Consider the following 16286-nt stretch of genomic DNA (forward strand, 5'->3'; position numbering starts at 1 on the left):
TCACATCCTTTCCGCCATAAAGGATACACAACAAGCGATTGTCATGTATCCTTCCTAGTATGTGATAATTCAACTATTATAATCGGGAAGTTTTTTGAATACCCGCCAATTCTTTCATTTCTTTTGCATTCTCTTCCACCGCTTTTGTAATCCTTGCACCGCCAAGAATCCTTGCAAGTTCCGATATTGATTCTTCTTCCGACAGCCTGCGTATTATGGTTTTTGTTTCCATTCCTGTCACAGTTTTTAAAATTTCAAAATGCAGGTCTGCCATGGCTGCAATCTGGGGCAGATGCGTAATGCAGAGAACCTGATGATTTTTCCCAATCTCAGCCATTTTTTCAGAAACCTTCTGAGCCGTTCTGCCACTGATACCTGTATCTATTTCATCAAAAATCAAGGTTTCCGTCTCATCCTTATCCGCAAGAATTGTTTTTATCGCTAACATGATACGGGAAAGTTCTCCTCCCGAAACAACTTTAGCAAGTGCTTTTAACTGTTCACCGGGATTCGTGGAAATCTGAAATTCGATGCTGTCGGTCCCGTCTTTCGTATAATGATCCAGCTCTGAAAATAAGATTTTAAACTTTATATCTTCAAAATTTAAATCTTTTAATCCTTCTGTGATCTCCTGTTGAAGATTCTCACTATAGGATTTCCGAATTTCGGACAAAGTATGTGAAACAGTCTGAAGTGTTTCACCGGCTTTTTTAAGTTTATCAGATAGGATGGATTTTCGGGATTCATAATTAAGTAATTGTTCCAGTCTTTCCGACTGCTTCTTCTTATAAGGAAATATCTCTTCTATTGAATTTCCATATTTTGACTTTAAATGATTAATTTCATCCAGTCTTTTTTCTACCTGGTATAGCTCTTCTTCAGAAAATACAAGCTCAGCCTGGTAATCAGATATTTCTCTGTTAAAATCATTTAAAATACCATCAATATCTTTTAATATATTCTCCAGTTCCACAAGTCTTGTATCACAGGAGGATACACCCGACAATTCTTTCAGGGCTCTCCCCACCTGTTCGCCTGCTCCACTGCCCTCTTCGTATCCGGTCATCCTATGTACCTGATTCAGGCTGTCGGCAATCTTTGCCGCATTGAACATCCTTCGGTACTGCCGCTCCAGCTCTTCATCCTCTCCGGTTTTCAACGCAGCCTCTTCAATTTCCCGAATCTCAAACTCCAGGAATGCAATCTCTCTGGCTCTTCCTTCTTCATCCAATTGGTATTCCGATAATTCTTTTTTCAACTTTTTATAGACCTGATAGGCCTCATTCACGGCATGCTTTGCGGGATCCGTCTTTTCTCTTCCATAAGCATCCAGGATTTCCAGCTGTCTGTCCTGGTAAAGCAAAGACTGATGTTCATGCTGTCCATGAATATCTAAAAGATCCGCTGCCAGATTCTTAACCTGTGACACCGTGCAGGTCTCACCGTTAATCTTGCTGATACTGCGTCCCTCCGACAGCTTCCTGGTAATAATCACCTGTCCATCCGCCGCTTCAATCTCCATCTCTTTTAACTTATCCAGAACTTTGGGATTTCCGGTCTGAAAGACCAGTTCTATCAGAGCAGAATCTGCCCCTTTACGAATCATTTCCTTTGACATCTTCCTGCCCAGTGCAAGATTTACTGAGCCAATGATAATCGACTTGCCTGCCCCTGTCTCTCCAGTCAGAATATTGAGACCGGGGCCGAATTCCACCTCAACTTCATCAATTAAGGCCAGATTTTTCACATGTAAGTTTGTTAACATAATATTGTATCATCCCCACTGCAGTGTTTTTCTCAATTTATCCATGACCACAAGTGCCTCTTCCCTGCTTCGGATTGCACACATAACCGTATCATCCCCTGCGATGCATCCAACGATTTCGCTCCAGTTCAGTTCATCCAGAGCAGCTGCCGCTGCCATAGCCATCCCGGATACGGTTTTGACCACTAAGAGGTTCTCAGCCAGATCCATGGAGACCATTGCATCTCTCAAAACTCTGACATAACGCTCCACATACTCCGGATCTCCACCTTGAAGAACCGCATACTTTGAATGACCATTTTCCTTTGTAATCTTTGTAAGCTTCAACTGCCTGATATCTCTGGATACGGTAGCCTGCGTCACACGGAAGCCGCTTTCATTCAGCCTTGCAGCTAATTCCTCCTGTGTTTCAATATCATATTGGTTGATTAATTTTAATATCTGGGCATGCCTGGCAATTTTCATCAAATCCACCTCCGTCCTTTGTTCTCCTCATGCCTATTTATAACAATTTCCCATTTTCTTGCGGAGTGTTTCCAGAAAGCTGCTGTCGCTGATTTTAATAATTCTGGTATCTCTCCTGGATTTCCGGATTTCAATCCGGTCTCCGCTGACCATAGGCACTCTGTTATCGCCGTCAAAAGCGGCCACCCCATGTTCTGTTCTCCCATCACGTCCGGATCCAAATTCCACCGTAATCTTATCACCTTCAGGGAAGATAATGCTTCTGGTATTCAGTGTATGCGGAGCCAGTGGGGTCATCAGCAAAAGAGAAGCTGCCGGCGATATAATCGGTCCTCCTACAGACAGGCTGTACCCGGTGGAACCTGTTGGGGTGGATATGATAATTCCATCTGCTTGATACGTATTCAGGAAGTCATCATTTACATAATTATTATAACGCACCGCTCTTAAAATTCCATCCCGGGTGATTACTATATCATTCAGTGCAATGTCGGATGCCACAATTTTGTTCTCATGGTAAACGCTTCCCGACAACATCATTCTCCGCTCAATCTTAAATTCGTCGGCCATCAGGCAATCCAGTGCAGGATACATGGTTTTAAGATCAAGTTCTGCCAGATACCCTAAGGTTCCCAGGTTAACGCCCAAAAGCGGAATCTCCTGGTCCACCACCTCCCTGGCTGCTCTTAGGAGTGTCCCATCTCCGCCCAGTACCAGAACACACTCTGCCTTTGAAGGAATCTGATGCTCCCCCCGGGGCATCTCTTCCTTTACATAGCAGATACATCCATGCTTTTCCAGATAGCCGGAAATCTCATGGGTAACCGCCAGTTCTTTGTCTTTCATCTTATTTGTTATGATATAAAATTGTCTCATCATCCTACCCTGTTTTTTATTTATCTAATCTGCCATGGGCTTCTGCAACAACTTCCCGCACAGGAAGACTGTTTTCCATCTCTGATTTTCCGGTCTTGCCAGCATGGAGCAGATACTCGATATTTCCTTCCGGGCCTTTAATCGGAGAAAAGGAAAGATGCATCAACTGAAACCCAAGGGAGGATGCATATTCCATCACTTTATAAATGACCTCTTCGTGCACCTCCGGATCCCTTACAACGCCCTTTTTTCCAACCTTTTCTCTTCCGGCCTCAAACTGCGGTTTAATCAGACAGACAAGCTCTCCCTCCTCTTCCAACAGCTCATATACAGGCCCCAGAACCTTGGTCAGTGATATGAAGGAAACATCAATCGAAACGAAAGAGGGGTTCTCCTGAATATCTTCAGGCACCACATAGCGGATATTCGTCCGTTCCATGCAGACTACACGCGGATCATTCCTGAGTTTCCAATCCAGCTGCCCGTGCCCCACATCCAGAGAATAAACCTTTGCTGCACCGTTTTGCAGCATACAGTCTGTAAAGCCTCCGGTGGAAGCCCCGACATCCATGCAGATTCTGCCTGTCAAAAGCAGCCCGAACCGGGATATGGCTTTTTCCAGTTTCAAACCTCCACGGCTTACAAAGGGAAGCGGATTGCCTTTCAAAACAATGTCCACCGCATCGGCAAACATCGTGCCGGCCTTGTCCTCGCGCTGTCCGTCTACAAGTACATTACCGGACATGATAACTGCCTTCGCCTTCTCTCTGGAAGCTGCCAGGCCTCTCTTCACCATCAGTATATCCAAACGTTCCTTCATGTGTCTATTCTCCGTAATTCCGTATAAGTGCGGCAATGCTGTCCGCATCCAGCCCTGTGATTTTCTCCTGATAATCAACACTTCCATGTTCTACAAATATATCGGAGATCGCTATGATTTTTACGTCCACATCCAACTTTTCTTCATGGACATAGAGAAGCACCTGTTCCCCAAAACCACCGATTTTCACATTTTCTTCTATGGTAAACAGACAGTCATGGGTGGCTGCGAGTTCTTTTACCAGTTCCCGGTCAAATGGTTTGATAAAGCGCATGTTTGTTAAAGTTGGATGTATACCGTCTTTCTCCAGCAGCTCCGCTACTTCCACAGCGGTTTTCACCTTACTTCCCACAGCCAGAATCGCAATCCGTTCTCCGCGCCTGATTACCTCTCCCTTTTGATACTCCACAGGTTCCCTGTGGTCCTCCAGACCTGTATAAGCTTCTCCTCTGGGATACCGGATTGCAACCGGTCCTTCACAGTGAACTGCAAATTTCATCATGTCCGAAAGCTCCCACTTATTCTTCGGAGCCATCACAGTCATATTCGGCATCATATTCAGATAAGACAGGTCAAATGCGCCCTGGTGCGTCTTTCCATCAGCTCCGACCAGTCCTGCACGGTCGATGGCAAATACTACATGAAGATTCTGCATACAGACGTCGTGCAGCAGCTGGTCAAACGCTCTCTGCAGAAATGTGGAGTAGATGGCAACTACAGGTATCAGCCCGCCGGCCGCCAGTCCTGCTGCAAATGTAACCGCATGCTCTTCAGCAATCCCAACATCATAAAAACGATCCGGAAACATATTTGCAAATCTTTTTAAGCCCACGCCTTCTGTCATCGCCGCAGTAATGGCTACTACGCCAGGTTCTCTGTCGCCCATCTTCCGCATAACCGTTGAAAAAATATCCGTCCATGTGGGATTGGAACGCTTTTTAGGAATTCCATTCTCAATTTCAAATGGAGAAGTTCCGTGGAACCTGGATGGATGCCGCATAGCCGGTTCATAGCCGCGCCCTTTTTCCGTGATTACATGAACAACGATTGGACCTTCAAAGCGCCTGGCCTCCTGAAAAACTTTAACCATAGATTTTATATCATGTCCATCCACCGGTCCCACATAGGTCAGTCCCATGTTTTCAAAAAGCATCCCGGGAATCACAAATTGTTTGATACTGCTCTTCGTCTTCCTGAGTGCATCAATCATTCCTTTTCCCACACCCGGAATCTTTTCCAGAGCGCTGGTGACTCCCATCTTAAAGTCTGTATAGGCGGAAGCGGTCCGTATCTCCGTCAAATAGCTTGAGATTCCTCCTACGTTGGGAGAGATGGACATATTATTATCATTTAATACAATGATATAGTTCGTCTTAAGCTCCGCCGCATTATTCATAGCCTCATACGCCATACCGCCGGTCAGAGCACCGTCACCTATTACAGAAACCACTGTATGGTTCTCTTTCTTTAAATCACGGGCCTTTACAAGTCCAAGCCCGGCCGAGATAGACGTAGAACTGTGACCTGTATCAAAAGAATCGCAGACACTCTCTTCTCTTCTCGGAAAGCCGCTCACACCGCCTTCCTGGCGCAGCTTCTCAAATCCGGCTTTTCTGCCCGTCAAAATCTTATGTGTGTATGCCTGATGCCCTACGTCCCAGATCAGTTTATCCTTAGGCAGATTTAAGACTTTGTGCAAGGCTATGGTAAGCTCGACCGACCCCAGATTTGAGGCCAGATGCCCGCCTGTCTCACTCAAACTTTCCACCAGAAATTTTCTGATTTCATCCGCGAGTTCCGGGAGCTTAAGCTCCGGTATCCGCTTTATATCATTCGGTTTTTTTAACTGTTCCAGCATTTTTTTATCCTTTCATCCGCTTCACATCTCCCGAAAGGCCAGGTATGATATCAGTTCTCTTAAGAAGTCTTTTTCACCAGGTAAGGTGTCCAGAAGATTTATAGCTTCAAAAGTCAGACGTTCCACTTCCCGCCTGGCACTTTCTACCCCCAGCAACGTCACATAGGTCGTCTTGTGATTTTTTTCGTCACTGAGAACTGGTTTTCCCAGAACCTCCACAGTACTCGTAACATCCAGAATATCATCCTGTATCTGGAATGCCAGTCCCGTTTTTCGTCCAATCTCCTCCATACAGGAAACTTCTCTTTCAGACGCCCCGGCCAGCACAGCTCCTGCCATAAGTGCAGCTTCAATCAGTGCAGCTGTTTTATTCAGATAAATATAGTCCAGCATATCCTTTTTAATCTGCCAGACTTCATCTTTTTCATTGGTCACATCCACGCTCTGACCGCCCAGCATCCCCAAAATACCAGTCTTGTCCGCCAGAATTTTAAGTGCTCCGGCAATCTTTTGTATATCACCGGGATAGAAAAGTGCCCTGATTGCAGTCTCATAGGCCAGGTTCAGCAGTGCATCACCGCTTAAGACACCCATCGCCTCTCCAAAGACCGCATGCGTGGTCTTCTTTCCTCTTCTGTAAAGATCACCATCGATGGCAGGCAGATCATCATGAATCAGAGAGTGGGTATGTATCATCTCAATAGCCGCCATAAACGGCTCTATCACCTCATGACAGCCCCCACACATTCTGTAGCTTTCATACATGAAAAGAGGACGGAGTCTCTTTCCGCCTGACTTCATGCTGTAATTCACCGCCTCTGCTAATCCTCTGGCAAAGCCTTCTTCCTTCGGAAGAAATTTCATCACTACGGATTCAGCCATCTCTGTCTTCTGTTTTAATTCTTCTTTAAAATTCACTTAGATCACCATTTTTATTCATCTGGAGCATTTTCTTTTCAACTGTATCAATCTTATGATTGCATTCCTTTAAAAGCTCCATGCCCTTTTTATATATCTGAAAGGATTCCTCCAGGCTGACCTCCGGATTTTCCAGGCTCTTCACCAGCTTATCCAGTTCAGCGAAAGACTCCTCCAACGTTAATATCTTTTCTTCTGACATATACTCATCCTCTATTGCTCCGGCGTGGTTTCCCTGTTCAGTGGTGTAATGCTTTCTACTCTGGCGCCTATCTCTCCGTCACTGACCTGAATCTTCACCTGATCCCCTATATGGGCCTGACTGATTTTTGTCAGGGCAGTTCCTGACTCGGCCTGCACATAAGAAAATCCCCGGTCTAACTTGTCCAGTGGAGACAGGCCTTTCATCTGACGGATGTACATCTGCAGTCTATATTTTCGATCCATCAAAACCCGGTCCATCCTCTGCCTCAGACGATCGTCCATCTCCAGAAGACGCTGGCGTTTCTCCAGAATCTGATTTTGTGGACTTAAGTACCGCCACCTGGTTTCATAACTCTCCATCCTTCTCCGGCTTAACAGAATGCGGTTTTGCATCGAATACTGTAAATGCTTTTTATAGTCATCCATCTGATTCAGAATACTGCGGATATCCGATACGGCCAGCTCGGCTGCTGCCGATGGGGTGGGAGCCCTTAAGTCAGCAGCGAAATCCGCAATCGTCGTATCTGTCTCGTGTCCGACTGCCGAAATCACCGGAGTGCTGCAGTTAAATATCGCCCTTGCAACCACTTCTTCATTGAAAGCCCACAAATCTTCGATGGATCCACCACCTCTTCCGACAATAATAACATCCGGATGTATCCGGTCCAGTGCTTCGATGCCGGCCGCTATGCTTTCCTTTGCACCCTCTCCCTGCACCAAAGCCGGATACAGGATAATCTGAATATAGGGATTTCTCCGATAGGAAATGTTGCGTATGTCCTGAATCGCCGCCCCGGTCGGTGCGGTCACCACACCAAGCCTTTTTACGTAGGCTGGAATCGGCTGTTTGTATTCAGAGGCAAACATTCCCATCTCTTCGAGCTCCGCCTTCAGTGCAAGGAAACGCTCGTACAGAATTCCCGCTCCTTCCAGTTTGATATCTTTCGCATAAAGCTGGTAACGCCCGTCCCTTTCATAGACATTGACACTGCCGCCGGCCACGACTTTATCTCCATCCTTCATCCGGAAAGCAAGGCCTCTTCTGTTTCCTGCAAACATCACGCAGGCAATCGTCCCGGAGTCATCCTTCAGGGAAAAATAAATATGTCCCGAGGAATGGTACTTGCAGTTGCTGACTTCCCCGCGGACAAAAATACGGTTCATCATAAAATCCTGCTGAAACATTTGTTTTATATAGGTATTTACCTGTCCTACAGAAAATATACTGCTCACTTTTCACTTTGCTCCCTGGAAATGCTGCCCAGAATGCCATTGATAAAGGAGGCCGAATCATCTCCTCCAAAACGTTTTGCGATTTCCACCGCTTCGTTAATGGCCACCCGGACAGGTATCTCGTCATCGTAGACCATTTCATATACCGCAAGACGCAGGATATTCAAATCCACCTTACTCATCCTGCTGATCTTCCAGCCGGATGCCGTATCGTTCAGCAGTTTATCAATGGAATCCAGATGTTCATGTACATGTCTGTATTTTTGCTCCATATATGCCTGATCCTGCTCACTTAATCCGGACTGTTCCCGGTCCAGCGTATCAAAATACAGCGTAAGCTGTTCAGGCATCTCCTCTGCACGATTAAAATTATCCATAAATAAGAGCTTAAAAATACTCTCACGCAATTCGCTTCTCTTCATCACCGTTCCTCCAAAAACTTTAAGCTGCTGTTTTCCGAAAGCTCTGAAAACAGCAGCTCTTGTAACCCCTTAAAACGTTCATATCCAGCCATGCAGGCTTTGAAATCACGTCTCTAATCTGCATGCTGCATATCGACATCAGCGATGCTGACATTGACATCAGCAACCGTAAGACCGGTCATGTTCTCAATTGCAGCCTTTACTTTTTCCTGTACCCGGGCACCGGTTTTCGGAATACTGTAACCATACTTGATATTCAAAGTGAGATCCACGCTGACCACTCCATCAATTACTTCAACCTTTACCCCTTTGGAAAGATTCTTCATGCCCAGTTTACCGACCAGTTCATTGGTTATATTCCCCGCCATAGATGCCGTCCCATCCACCTCTGTAGCTGCGAGCCCGGCGATGATTGCCACAACCTCATCCGCAATCTGCACCGTTCCTATGGAGCTGTCGTCATATATGGTATACGTGTTCTTTTTTGAATTTACACTTTCTTTCACCTAAAAACCTCCTTCAGGCTTTTTTATTAGTTAAGACGTTTTTATCATTATACCAAAGATACATTAAAAATAAAAGGAGAAATATCTCCAAGTATTATTGCAGCAAAAACGGCAGGTACCATTTCAAAAAATGGTTTCTGCCGTCACATAACTAATTTTTACTGAATTCGGCTAATTCCAATCCCTCATTCCGATCCAGCGTCATGCCAACGCTCCAGGAATTAACAAACAGAAGCAGCGGATTTCCTTTTAAATCCATGACTTTTTTCATATCAGATGTTCCGATGATCTTATCAATATCCACGCTGTCCTTGTTAGCTATCCACCGAATGTGTTCATACGGCAGTGTTTCCAGACGTATTTCCACATTATATTCGTTCAAAAGTCTGTATTTCAGAACATCAAACTGCAGGACTCCCACAACGCCTACAATAATTTCCTCCATACCTCCCTTTGATTCCTGGAATATCTGAATTGCACCTTCCTGAGCGATCTGATTAATTCCCTTTACAAACTGCTTTCTTTTCATGGAATCCAGTTGTGTCACCCTGGCAAAATGCTCCGGCGCAAAGGTCGGAATCCCTTCGTAGGAAAACTTCTTTCCCACAGTGCAGACCGTATCCCCGATGGAAAAGATTCCCGGATCAAATACTCCGATGATATCTCCCGCATAGGCTTCCTCCACAATATGGCGATCATCCGCCATCATCTGCTGGGGTTGGGAAAGGCGCATCTTCTTCTCTCCCTGCACATGATATACGTCCATACCTGCTTCAAATCTGCCGGAGCAGATTCTCATAAATGCGATTCTGTCCCTATGTGCCTTGTTCATATTTGCCTGTATTTTAAATACGAACGCCGAAAAGTCTTCTTTTACAGGATCTATCTCTTCGCCGGCAGCAACTCTTGGAAGGGGCGGCATCGTCATCTGAAGGAAATGCTCCAGAAAGGTCTCCACACCAAAATTAGTCAACGCTGATCCAAAAAACACCGGGGACAGCTCTCCCTTGTTAACCTTTTCCTGGTCAAATTCCGCGCTTGCACCATCCAGTAATTCGATTTCTTCCAGCAAGGTATCCACCTGCTCCTGATCTGCCACATCCAGAAGATGTGGGTCTTCCACATCAATTTCCTCTTCCATGCCCTCTTTGGTACCCTTCTGGGTATCTGAAAAGGTCAATATCTTTTTTGTATCTCTGTCATAGACCCCTCTGAATTTCTTTCCGGATCCAATGGGCCAGTTGACCGGACAGGTTGCAATTCCAAGTTCCTTTTCAATCTCGTCCAGCAGCTCGAAGGTATCGCCGGCATCCCGGTCCATCTTATTGATAAATGTAAAAATCGGAATATGTCTCATCACACATACCTTGAACAGCTTTCTGGTCTGGGCCTCAACCCCCTTTGAAGCATCAATTACCATCACCGCAGAATCAGCGGCCATCAGCGTACGGTACGTGTCCTCGGAAAAGTCCTGGTGTCCCGGTGTATCCAATATATTGATGCAATATCCATCGTAATTAAATTGAAGCACCGAAGAAGTTACAGAGATACCCCTCTCCTTTTCAATTTCCATCCAGTCTGATACTGCATGTCTTGCAGTTGCCTTTCCTTTTACCGAACCTGCCATGTTAATGGCTCCGCCATAGAGCAGAAATTTTTCCGTCAATGTAGTTTTACCGGCATCCGGGTGAGAGATAATGGCAAATGTCCTGCGTTTTTCAATTTCCTTTGTATAATCAGCCACAAAAAAGCCTCCTGAACATAATAACAGAAAACCTGCCACCGGCAGCTTTCCCTGCATACTTTCATATAAAGAGCATGTGCAGGTGCACATGCCCTAACTTATGTATTTTATCATATGGACTGAGGTCTAGTCAATCGGTGTAATCACAATATTTTCAGCCTGGCTGCCTGTCTTCCGCTTAACGATATCTTCAATCTGTGCACGTTGGTCATCGCCCAGCTCGTTTTGGGGAACCACCACATCTACGGTCTCACCAGTCATGTTAACAACTGCGCCTTCAAATCCTTTTGCCTCCAGTAAAAGTTCTGCAGCCTCTTCCTTTTCTACTGTATCCGTCATTTCCACCATACTCTGAATCGCACTCTGCCGCTCTGTTTCTGTTAAATCCGTATTGTTGATGATAGAAAGCAGTGTCTCTTTATTCTGAGAGCGTGTCTGTTCTCTGTCAAGTCTTGCCTGTGCCAGATATGTGCCGGCTCCGGTCAGAACTGCTTCACCCGGGGTATCTGCTGCAGCATTCTGATCCGTATTCGCCTCTGTTCCCGCCGCATCAGCCGTACCCGCATCTGTGGTTACATCCGTAATATCCGTATCCAGGCTTTCGATATCTTTTAGTACGGTGTCATTGTCCACTGTTTTTTCATCCGTCTGCGCAGTTGTGTTTTTTACTTTGGAGTTAAGATTTTTATCCGCATAGTTAATATACCCGGCTACTGCAATCATAACCGCCAATGCTGTAATTATGATCTGATTTTTCTTAAAGAGTTTTTTCTTCAAAATAGCATTCTCCTTTTATTTCATTTTCATTACTTTAATTTTATGGGCGTCTACCCGAAATAATGCCATGATACCTTCAGAAATCTGCTGTATTACAACAGGATTGTCACCACCCTGGGCAATGACAAGCACTCCGCGCACTTCCGGATAAGCTTCAGAAATTACATAGGGGGTCTCACCACCGTTGCTGTCCTTTTCATAGACGGTACTTTCTTCGGTGCTTCCCGAAGAAGAACTGGAACTTTTTTGATTCCCTTCCGTCTGGTTCTGGGTACTTTCCGAAGAAGGGCGGTCCTTCTCCACAACCTTTTTATTCGTAGATTCCAATGTGATCACCACCTGTACCTGTCCAACGCCTTCAACCTTAGAAAGAGCACTCTCCAGCTGCTGCTCCATCACCTCCACCTCGGAATTTCCGGTCTCACCACTCTTCCGCTTCTGCTGTTCCACCTCTTCTTTCTGACCAGCCGTATCTTCTTTTTTCTTTACGGGAAGAGCAATCACCACAAGTAAGATTAACAGCAACACGTATACCACAATCTGCTCCCGCTTCATGCTTTTCAGGTAAGCCTTCAATTTCTCTTTCATCGTCCCTCCCATTACCTGCTAATATCTATATGAGATTCATCTACCTGATAGACCTGTGATAATTCAGTTTTCACACCATCCAGCTTATTTTGAAAATCCTGAACAATTTTTGCTTCATCTCTCTGATACATCGCCTGTTCAGGATTACTGACCTCCAGCGAGATTCTGTCCACAGCCAGACTCTCACCCCGGGTCAGGGAAACCGTCACCTGCTGCACCTCTATCTCTTTTCCCTCCAGCATCATTTTAATCTGAGACTCCAGTTCCTCTTCATATGCCCGGTTCAAAAATCCCTCCTGTACTCCTTCTACTGATAATGCAGAATCTTTGCTGTTCTTCAACTCCAATTCCAGGGTTGCCAAATCCAGTTTTTCATTTATGATCTCATCCAGATTGAGAACACTCAGAAGCGGCCTTAAAAGCACAAGCAGCAAAAGCAGCCCCAGAAAATACTGCACATATTTTCTATACTGATTGTCCGGCAGACAATTTAAGATGGCCGTCATAAACAGAAAAAAGAAGGCCAGATTCCGCATCCAATCGTAAATTGCTTCCGTCATCTAGAATCCCCCCCAAATGTTCCCGCCAAAATTGCAATGGTCAGCAAAAACAAAACCTCTGTTGTAAACAACACTTTAAACAGCAGGCCGCACCCCTCCCCCATGGAATTAAGTGCCCCCACCATCCGTTTATCCGAAACCGGCTGGGCAAAAGCCGCCAGAAACTGATAGGTGATTCCTGTTATTCCAATATGCAGCACCGGCCTCAGTGCACATAGGAACAAGACTACTACAGCGGCCACTCCCAGACAGTTTCTTATCAGCACTGCCGACCCGATTACCATCTCTGTTACTGCATTGATAGCATTGCCCACCCCCGGAATGGCTCCTGCCGTTTTTCCGATTGCGGTCCGTTTCAGGGAATCCAGCGCAGGAGAAATCAGGCTTCTGGTCACCTGCAGTCCAACGATTAAGCCCAACATCGTATTCATCGTCCAGCTGATAATATTTTTTAACAGTTCGGCCATCCTGGACATCAAATCTTCTTTAGAGATCTGGTTTACAAAGGATAATAATACGAATACGTGAATACCTGGCAGAATCAGATTAATTAATACCTTTTCCACCAAAAGAATGACAAGCAGCACAATCTGATAGAACATGGATGCTGTAGAAGCACCGGTGGCAGTAGCTACGGCCAGGAAATACGCAGGGGTCAGAGCCTGCATAAAAGCAACAATTCCCTCCAGTGTATCCCGCAGTTCAGCGCTTAAGACTGTAAAATTTTTCAGCATCAGAGCAAACACCAGAAGATATACCAGATAAAAACTCATCTCCCCCAGCTGTCCGTTATCCAAGATCCCCGAGAAGCTGGAAAACAATGCGGCCGCAAGCACCAGGATCAGTATATTGATCCAAATCGTTTTCTGGGTTCCCCAGGAAGCCTCTATAAGCGCCTGTACCATCTTCTTTATATTTTCAAAAGAAAAAGGGTGTTCCCCCTGTGTCAATTCCTTTATCGCATCTGTTAATGAAATGGATGAATTACCCAGAAGCTCGTCCACCGCCTTCTGGGCGGAATCCAGATCCATCGAGTCCAGCAGAGAATCCTCTACCTCAACCTCTGTATTTTCTTTTGTATCCCCCTCCGCTCTGACAGACTTTCCCCCTGCTGCCAGGCAGATAAGCAATGTCAAAAGCATACATAGTATTCCCCTTCTCATGTAAGAAATCCTTGAATGGAATCCATTAAAGACGTCAATATCGGCATGCTGAGTACCAATATGGACAGTTTGCTGAAAATCTCAATCTGACTGGCAATGGAAGAATATCCTGCATCCTTGCACAGTCCTGCTGAAAACTGCCCCACATAGGTAATTCCAATCATTTTGAGCAACGTATAAAGGTAGGTTGTATCAATCGGAACATATTGCTCCATCTTACGTATCATTTCCATTAAATACTGCAGCTTTCCCGTAGCCAGAAGCAAGATACAAAGCCCGGTTCCCATGGATATATAGGTCGCATATTCCGGGCGTACTTCTTTCACCATCAGGCACAAGATCAGACCGGCAATTCCCAGTACCGCAATTTTCATCACGTCCATGGCTGACACCTCCTACAATGTGAATAACTTCTTTATCGTCTCGAACAAATCGGATATATAGGGAAGCAGCCAGAACAATACTAAGATCAGCCCTGCCAGGCTGGTGAGAAATGCCTGTTCTTCACGTCCGCTATGTTTTAAAACCTGTCCCAATACAGAAACCAGAATCCCCACCGCACCGATTTTAAAGATTATACTGACCTCCACCTGCGTATCCCCTTTCTTTTTATACTAAAAGTATGGCGAAAAACAGTCCCCCCATAATGCCAAGACTTTGATATAGCTTCATCCTGGCCGGAAGTCCTTCCTTTAATCCGGAAATCTTCTCATCCAGCTCCGCCTGATAGGCCTGCAGTGTCTGAAGCTGCATCTGCTTATCCAGAAATCCCAGGTCTCCCCCCATCCTTTTTAAGTTCTCCCGGTCTTCTCTGCGCAGGTAAGTATCCAGCAGACATGTATCCACATTTCGGGCAAAAACCTCTGAAAAAGATTTTCCTGACAGATTCCCAAGTTCCTGGGACACCTGCTGCAGAAAGTCCCGATAAGGAGGCTCCATCTTCGCTCCAACCGACATAAATGCGGACGGCAATGGAACTGCTCCATAGCTTACAGCTCCTGACAGAAGGGAAGTCATCCTCCGCAGCGCTTTAAGTTCTTTGATTCTGCCTGATTCTGCCTTACTTTTTGTGAATCCCAGCAAGCCACAGCAAATTACCATAAGTCCGATTGCTATTCCCCTTAACATGCAAATCTCTCCCTCTCAAACAAACAAGTACCCCTCCCATCATATACAGCCTGTACCGTACCGGCCCTCATGCGGTTCGATAATAATACATAACGCTCAAAGATGTGGGCATTCACCATAGAAGACAAAAGCGGTTTCTTTCTCACATCATCAATTGTATTTCCATGAATGGTTGCCAGAATCTTACATCCGCAGTTAAGTACCGATTCCAGTGCTTTTATATCTCCTGCTGTTCCAATTTCATCCACGGCCACCACCTGTGGAGACATGGATCGAATCAACATCATCATCCCCTCTGCCTTCGGACATCCATCCAGCACATCCGTTCGTATACCCACATCGTTTTGAGGAATTCCCTGATAGCAGCCTGCAATTTCGGACCGCTCATCCACCACTCCAACTGTCATTCCCGGATATCTTTCATTTCCATCCGAAAGCTGCCTTACAATATCACGGAGCAGCGTAGTCTTCCCACAGCGCGGCGCAGAGATAATCAATGTATGGCAAAATTCCCCCTCATCCCATAAATAAGGAAATAAAGTATCACCACATCCCAATATCTGATGAGACAGCCTTACATTTACACAGGTTATAGGACTCACTCCTTTCACTTTTCCGTCTTCTACGATCACCTGCCCGGCAATACCTACTCTATGACCGCCTTGTACCGTCAGAAAGCCCTGCCTGAGCTCGTCCTCAAAAGCGTAAAGGGAATAATTACCAATGTATTCCATGGTCTCACACACATCCTCTGATGTAACTATGTAAGCATTCCTTGGAAGAAATGTCCCACCCCCATTTGCTTTTAAAAAATAATCCCGCCCGTCATATATAATCTGAAGCGGTGCTCCAATCCGAAGCCTTATTTCATAGACCCTGTCAAAATCCTGCTCAAATTTCTCCAGTATATTGCGTATTGGTCCGGCAAATAACCTTATAATATCAGCTTTTCTCAATATTTACACCTCTTACGCTTTCCTTCTCTCCCCTCTGCCTCTTAAAACATGTATATGACCCCGGATTTCAAATATTCCACCTAAAAAAAGCAAAAAAAGCTTGCTTAATAAATTTAGATATGATATTATTATTTTTGCTTGTTAAGTGAATAAGAACGCCGGCGTGTCGGAATGGCAGACGAGGCAGACTCAAAATCTGTTGTGGGCAACCACGTATGGGTTCAAGTCCCATCGCCGGCATAAAGCAGCTGTTGCATGTTTGCAATAGCTGCTTTTGTCTTTGAAATATCTATGAAATGTCAG

Annotated in this window: 19 protein-coding genes and 1 tRNA gene; 1 reads left to right on the plus strand and 19 read right to left on the minus strand. The window is 45.4% G+C overall.

The genetic code is table 11. From position 1 onward, the window contains the following. Positions 1 to 76: 76 nt before the first annotated feature. The 19 genes from recN to spoIIIAA form a co-directional block, all read right to left on the minus strand. Complete coding sequence (recN, locus tag KNL20_RS11560) at positions 77 to 1765, minus strand: DNA repair protein RecN (RefSeq protein ID WP_230397897.1); 1689 nt, start codon at positions 1763 to 1765, stop codon at positions 77 to 79. Between the two features lie 9 nt (positions 1766 to 1774). After that, positions 1775 to 2230, minus strand: a complete 456-nt coding sequence (gene argR / locus KNL20_RS11565; RefSeq protein ID WP_230397898.1) for an arginine repressor — start codon at positions 2228 to 2230, stop codon at positions 1775 to 1777. 33 nt (positions 2231 to 2263) lie between these two features. Next, complete coding sequence (locus KNL20_RS11570) at positions 2264 to 3106, minus strand: NAD(+)/NADH kinase (RefSeq protein WP_230400104.1); 843 nt, start codon at positions 3104 to 3106, stop codon at positions 2264 to 2266. 16 nt (positions 3107 to 3122) lie between these two features. Next, positions 3123 to 3926 carry a TlyA family RNA methyltransferase gene (locus KNL20_RS11575; protein WP_230397899.1) on the minus strand — a complete coding sequence of 268 codons (804 nt, stop codon included), beginning with the start codon at positions 3924 to 3926 and terminating at the stop codon, positions 3123 to 3125. A gap of 4 nt (positions 3927 to 3930) precedes the next feature. After that, the gene (gene dxs / locus KNL20_RS11580; protein WP_230397900.1) at positions 3931 to 5784 is read right to left on the minus strand and encodes a 1-deoxy-D-xylulose-5-phosphate synthase; all 1854 of its coding nucleotides are present in this window, start codon (positions 5782 to 5784) and stop codon (positions 3931 to 3933) included. Between the two features lie 21 nt (positions 5785 to 5805). Further along, positions 5806 to 6702: a polyprenyl synthetase family protein gene (locus tag KNL20_RS11585; protein WP_230397901.1), complete on the minus strand. Its 897-nt coding sequence runs from the start codon at positions 6700 to 6702 to the stop codon at positions 5806 to 5808. Continuing rightward, entirely contained in the window at positions 6692 to 6904 is a 213-nt protein-coding gene (gene xseB / locus KNL20_RS11590) for an exodeoxyribonuclease VII small subunit (RefSeq protein WP_230397902.1), read from the minus strand. The genes KNL20_RS11585 and xseB overlap by 11 nt, the downstream gene beginning before the upstream one ends. Before the next feature lie 11 nt (positions 6905 to 6915). Further along, positions 6916 to 8139, minus strand: a complete 1224-nt coding sequence (gene xseA, locus KNL20_RS11595) for an exodeoxyribonuclease VII large subunit (RefSeq protein WP_230397903.1) — start codon at positions 8137 to 8139, stop codon at positions 6916 to 6918. Next, positions 8136 to 8561: a transcription antitermination factor NusB gene (nusB, locus tag KNL20_RS11600; RefSeq protein WP_230397904.1), complete on the minus strand. Its 426-nt coding sequence runs from the start codon at positions 8559 to 8561 to the stop codon at positions 8136 to 8138. Before nusB ends, xseA begins: the two co-directional genes overlap by 4 nt. Positions 8562 to 8674: 113 nt before the next feature. Further along, positions 8675 to 9067: an Asp23/Gls24 family envelope stress response protein gene (locus tag KNL20_RS11605; protein ID WP_230397905.1), complete on the minus strand. Its 393-nt coding sequence runs from the start codon at positions 9065 to 9067 to the stop codon at positions 8675 to 8677. 151 nt (positions 9068 to 9218) lie between these two features. Beyond that, entirely contained in the window at positions 9219 to 10811 is a 1593-nt protein-coding gene (locus tag KNL20_RS11610) for a peptide chain release factor 3 (RefSeq protein WP_230397906.1), read from the minus strand. Between the two features lie 126 nt (positions 10812 to 10937). Beyond that, on the minus strand, positions 10938 to 11588 hold the full coding sequence (locus tag KNL20_RS11615) for a SpoIIIAH-like family protein (RefSeq protein ID WP_230397907.1): 651 nt from the start codon (positions 11586 to 11588) through the stop codon (positions 10938 to 10940). A 15-nt stretch (positions 11589 to 11603) separates the two neighbouring features. Beyond that, complete coding sequence (locus KNL20_RS11620; protein ID WP_230397908.1) at positions 11604 to 12176, minus strand: stage III sporulation protein AG; 573 nt, start codon at positions 12174 to 12176, stop codon at positions 11604 to 11606. Between the two features lie 11 nt (positions 12177 to 12187). Then, positions 12188 to 12736: a stage III sporulation protein AF gene (locus tag KNL20_RS11625; protein ID WP_230397909.1), complete on the minus strand. Its 549-nt coding sequence runs from the start codon at positions 12734 to 12736 to the stop codon at positions 12188 to 12190. After that, positions 12733 to 13878, minus strand: a complete 1146-nt coding sequence (locus KNL20_RS11630) for a stage III sporulation protein AE (RefSeq protein ID WP_230397910.1) — start codon at positions 13876 to 13878, stop codon at positions 12733 to 12735. Before KNL20_RS11630 ends, KNL20_RS11625 begins: the two co-directional genes overlap by 4 nt. 17 nt (positions 13879 to 13895) lie before the next feature. After that, entirely contained in the window at positions 13896 to 14282 is a 387-nt protein-coding gene (locus KNL20_RS11635; RefSeq protein WP_230397911.1) for a SpoIIIAC/SpoIIIAD family protein, read from the minus strand. 12 nt (positions 14283 to 14294) lie between these two features. Next, entirely contained in the window at positions 14295 to 14489 is a 195-nt protein-coding gene (spoIIIAC, locus tag KNL20_RS11640) for a stage III sporulation protein AC (RefSeq protein WP_230397912.1), read from the minus strand. A 19-nt stretch (positions 14490 to 14508) separates the two neighbouring features. Beyond that, complete coding sequence (locus KNL20_RS11645) at positions 14509 to 15027, minus strand: stage III sporulation protein AB (RefSeq protein ID WP_230397913.1); 519 nt, start codon at positions 15025 to 15027, stop codon at positions 14509 to 14511. Next, entirely contained in the window at positions 15021 to 15983 is a 963-nt protein-coding gene (spoIIIAA, locus tag KNL20_RS11650) for a stage III sporulation protein AA (RefSeq protein ID WP_329957466.1), read from the minus strand. The genes KNL20_RS11645 and spoIIIAA overlap by 7 nt, the downstream gene beginning before the upstream one ends. Before the next feature lie 157 nt (positions 15984 to 16140). Here spoIIIAA and KNL20_RS11655 point away from each other — a divergent pair. After that, a tRNA-Leu gene (locus KNL20_RS11655) sits at positions 16141 to 16223 on the plus strand. Positions 16224 to 16286 lie beyond the last annotated feature (63 nt).

This window comes from Novisyntrophococcus fermenticellae, assembly GCF_018866245.1.
GTDB lineage: Bacteria > Bacillota > Clostridia > Lachnospirales > Lachnospiraceae > Novisyntrophococcus > Novisyntrophococcus fermenticellae.

Excerpts from the sequence above, each read along its gene's own strand:
- argR (WP_230397898.1), bottom strand. The coding sequence starts at position 2,230 with ATGAAAATTGCCAGGCATGCCCAGATATTAAAATTAATCAACCAATAT.
- KNL20_RS11635 (WP_230397911.1), bottom strand. The coding sequence starts at position 14,282 with ATGGACGTGATGAAAATTGCGGTACTGGGAATTGCCGGTCTGATCTTG.
- KNL20_RS11570 (WP_230400104.1), bottom strand. The coding sequence starts at position 3,106 with ATGAGACAATTTTATATCATAACAAATAAGATGAAAGACAAAGAACTG.
- KNL20_RS11645 (WP_230397913.1), bottom strand. The coding sequence starts at position 15,027 with ATGTTAAGGGGAATAGCAATCGGACTTATGGTAATTTGCTGTGGCTTG.
- KNL20_RS11575 (WP_230397899.1), bottom strand. The coding sequence starts at position 3,926 with ATGAAGGAACGTTTGGATATACTGATGGTGAAGAGAGGCCTGGCAGCT.
- nusB (WP_230397904.1), bottom strand. The coding sequence starts at position 8,561 with ATGAAGAGAAGCGAATTGCGTGAGAGTATTTTTAAGCTCTTATTTATG.
- xseB (WP_230397902.1), bottom strand. The coding sequence starts at position 6,904 with ATGTCAGAAGAAAAGATATTAACGTTGGAGGAGTCTTTCGCTGAACTG.
- dxs (WP_230397900.1), bottom strand. The coding sequence starts at position 5,784 with ATGCTGGAACAGTTAAAAAAACCGAATGATATAAAGCGGATACCGGAG.
- KNL20_RS11625 (WP_230397909.1), bottom strand. The coding sequence starts at position 12,736 with ATGACGGAAGCAATTTACGATTGGATGCGGAATCTGGCCTTCTTTTTT.
- KNL20_RS11630 (WP_230397910.1), bottom strand. The coding sequence starts at position 13,878 with ATGCTTTTGACATTGCTTATCTGCCTGGCAGCAGGGGGAAAGTCTGTC.
- recN (WP_230397897.1), bottom strand. The coding sequence starts at position 1,765 with ATGTTAACAAACTTACATGTGAAAAATCTGGCCTTAATTGATGAAGTT.
- KNL20_RS11620 (WP_230397908.1), bottom strand. The coding sequence starts at position 12,176 with ATGAAAGAGAAATTGAAGGCTTACCTGAAAAGCATGAAGCGGGAGCAG.